The sequence below is a fragment of the Tissierella praeacuta genome, from assembly GCF_040396155.1.
Taxonomy (GTDB): Bacteria; Bacillota; Clostridia; order Tissierellales; family Tissierellaceae; genus Tissierella; species Tissierella praeacuta_A.
This window is the reverse complement of sequence record NZ_JBEBOY010000093.1, coordinates 1-3,518: the sequence shown is the minus strand read 5'-3', so window position 1 is coordinate 3,518 and position 3,518 is coordinate 1. Positions and strand designations below refer to the sequence as shown.

Below are 3,518 nucleotides of genomic sequence, written 5' to 3'. Positions count from 1 at the left end.
TATATCTAATGATTTTTAACTTTAAAATTATTTAATTATGCTCATCTCTAAATTAATATAAATCTAATATAAAAAAATATCCTAAATCCGTGGAATCTCTGTCTCGCAATGACATTAATCTACATTTTCATCACGGATTTAGGTATTACATTTTTGTTAGCTCGATTTTTTAATAATTGAAAGTACCCGAAGCCTTTTTCTCTACTGTTGTATCTTGTCCAGCAAGATATATCTTACATTCCCCAGTAGCGATACTAGTTGTAAATCCACTTACACTTGTACTTGTATTTACCCAAGCTCCTGTCAAAACTTTAGATGTTAACTTGCCAGTGCTATTGTTTATAATTTGATAAGCAACGCTACAAGATCCATCTGAAGTTGTACTTTGTTTTACACTTGTAAATTTAGGTGTATTTTGGATGTTAAATAAATCCCCACTCTTCAAATATGCACCTGTATAAAAACTTGATGATGCATAATTATAATCTGCTGCATATGATTGTATCATATCTTGTCCAATATCAACACCATCAGCCTCTGGCCATATAAACTCCCCAGTTTTTGAATCTATAGGAAGAGTTCCATCGATAGCATTATTTATAGCTACTTCCAAATTACCTTCATAACCATTATCGATACCATCAGCTTCTGGCCATATGAACTCTCCAGTCTTTGAATCCACAGAAAGTGCTCCATCGACTACAATACCCGCTGGAGCCATAGCTGCCTCTAAATTAGTCATTTCAAGACCAAATACTGGAATAGCCAATGTTGTCAATATAGCAATTATGGATACGATCTTTACAAAACGTTTCTTCATAAATCTATTCCTCCTTTTTATCATTTTTATTTCACTGCGAGACAGAAATTCTGTAATTATATTAATAACACTTATCCTCTTTGTTAAAAATAATCATAAGAATAGTATGTTATTAATTATCATATTACTCCAATCTTGTTCTATGCCAGCTATCACTCGCCTATTTTAAACCACCATTGGAACCATCCACCTTCAAATTTGTTTGATAATGTCAGTCACTTTCTCCTACATCGTTATTTTCAAATAAAAGTGCATACTTTTATCGATTCATTAATACTCAATGTTTCTATAATTCCCAGTCCCCAGAAGTAGCCGTTGCCGTTTCATTATTAATGGTAACTGAAACCTTGGTACGATATTTAATACCTGATGTTCCTTTATAACTCTTCGATATAAATACATCTCCAGTTCCACTGAAATTCCATGAAGTTACACTTGTCCACTTTCCAGAGGTATATTTTTCTAAGTACATTGTTCCACTAATTGAGCCATCAGATTTTTTAGCACTTATGGATACCTCTGGGTAAAGGGTAGTGCCACTTGCCGATATATATGGTGAAATACTACTTATTTCATTCCAAAATGGCGTGATTTCATAGTCGTTTACCATCGGTAATACCCGATCTTTTCCAGACTCCATTGCATAAGCATCATTCAGAGCACTATTTCCACAGATTAAAGCTAAAGCTATAGCTACTGATGCCACTCCTGTTTTTTTAAGTTTCATATAACCCCTCCTAAATTATTAGTTCTTACCTATATAACGCATAAGTGAAGAAAAGGGGACATTTTTTTAGAATTTATTTTAAGAATCTTAGGTACTATGAATATTTCTTTAAATTTCATTAAAAATCCTCCTAGTCATTATTAGGCTCTTACCTATACAACGTACAAGGAGGAAAAAAGGGACATGCTTATTTAATAATTTTTACTTTGAAATATTTTCAGCTATTTTTATGACCTCATTTTTATCTAAATTTCCTGAAATATGGCATTCAAAATCATCCTGAGACCATATTAAATAAGTCATTTCATCAGTTTCCCACAGATAGGCATTAGATCCTTTAAAAACAAATTCTTCTATTTCTGCATCTTCTGTATCGTAATATGACTTACCTTTACTAGCTGATGAAAATAAACTTATTTTAAATCTTTGATCATTCTCTGTTGCATAATTGTAAATAAGCATATTATTGCCTTCATTGATATTAATTAGTTTAAAATCATTAGGAAGATAATTGATTTTTAATGACTTAATATCAATAGTATCTTTATTTATATTTTGTGGTATGAAGATGCTAAACTTAGGAAATGTTATAACTACCCAGTCAAAAAACTTTTCACGTATCTCCGCATTGGCTGCTAAAACAGTAGAAATACTTAAAAGACATACCAATATAAATATAGCTACTCTTTTAGCCATCATTGAAAATATTTTATTGGAGTTTTGTAAAATCTTAATATCTTTTAGTTTTCGCTTGAAAGACTTAGAATAGATAGGCTGATGTAATACTTCAATATTATTATAGTCTTTCATGTTTTCTTCAAGTGCTAATCTACAGGCTTCCATCAAAGAGTCATCATCAATCCACGAATTTTCTAGTTTCATAATTTTAGATAATAGGTCTTGAATATAAAGGAATTTACTTTTAGTGTTTTCTATTCCCAATAGATTATTTATCTCATAACTTGTACTCTCAAAACAATATCGAAAGAAAAGAATATTTTGATATTCAGAAGGAAGTAAGTTAATTTTTACAGCTAACTTATTAATCTGATATGCTGATAATGAGCTATATACTATTGTACTTATATCTAGAACACTTAATTTTTCCAATCTTGACTGTAAAGCCAGTTCTGACACATTTTTCATAACATCATTAACCGTGTTGGACACTCTCGTCACCCCCTTCATAATATTTCCGTAATTTTTTCAAAATACGTTGGCTACGCTTTTTAGCAGATTCTTCTGTAATATCAAAAAGATCAGCTATGTCTTTAAGTTTCATATCATTATTAAAACGTAGATGAATAAAGTCTTTTTCGTCATTAGAAAGTCTATTGATACAAGAATATAATTTCTCTCTATCAACTAACTTAAAAAACTCATCCTCAACATCACTTCCTTGGCAACTGCTCTCTAAATAGTCTGTATCATCGGTATAAATTATTTTATCACGTTTTCTTATGACGTTAATTGTTTCATTCTTCAATATTCCAACGCAGTAGGGTTCTATTTGGGGACAGGGTAAAGCCGAAATTCTTTCTATATTTTTTATGATTTTTAAGAATGTCTCGGATAGAGCTTCTTCTACATCATATTTATTTCCTAGCACCCCATATGAAACATGATACATTTGTACATTTAGTTTTGAAAAGATCTTATTAACCAAATCCTTTTCTTCATCCGATATTACTCCGAATATTATAATTATCATAATATTTTTACCCCCTTGAAAAACTAGATATATATCTATTCCAATATTCATATGTTCATCTAATCTAGCATAATCAATGACATTATCTTTTGTGAGTTATCAAATAAAACTTTGCAAGTAATTCGCCTGTAGGCATACTGAAAATTAATTATTCTTTTTTCCTTATAATTTCGATTATGGCTTTAAAACTAATAATAGTTTCTTCCCTTGAGTAAACATAGGCGTCACCGCCCATACTCCTCTACAGAACCGTACGTGCC

Annotated in this window: 4 protein-coding genes; all 4 read right to left on the bottom strand. The window is 30.9% G+C overall.

Annotation, left to right across the window (positions count from 1 at the left end; all coding sequences use genetic code 11):
• Nucleotides 1-169: 169 nt before the first annotated feature.
• Nucleotides 170-820 carry a hypothetical protein gene (locus ABWP20_RS18425; RefSeq protein WP_353097843.1) on the bottom strand — a complete coding sequence of 217 codons (651 nt, stop codon included), beginning with the start codon at nt 818-820 and terminating at the stop codon, nt 170-172.
• A 286-nt stretch (nt 821-1,106) separates the two neighbouring features.
• Complete coding sequence (locus ABWP20_RS18420) at nt 1,107-1,547, bottom strand: cell agglutination protein Mam3 (RefSeq protein WP_353097841.1); 441 nt, start codon at nt 1,545-1,547, stop codon at nt 1,107-1,109.
• Between the two features lie 201 nt (nt 1,548-1,748).
• The gene (locus ABWP20_RS18415; RefSeq protein ID WP_353097839.1) at nt 1,749-2,717 is read right to left on the bottom strand and encodes a DUF4367 domain-containing protein; all 969 of its coding nucleotides are present in this window, start codon (nt 2,715-2,717) and stop codon (nt 1,749-1,751) included.
• On the bottom strand, nt 2,701-3,258 hold the full coding sequence (locus ABWP20_RS18410) for an RNA polymerase sigma factor (RefSeq protein ID WP_353097837.1): 558 nt from the start codon (nt 3,256-3,258) through the stop codon (nt 2,701-2,703). The genes ABWP20_RS18415 and ABWP20_RS18410 overlap by 17 nt, the downstream gene beginning before the upstream one ends.
• Nucleotides 3,259-3,518: the final 260 nt, after the last annotated feature.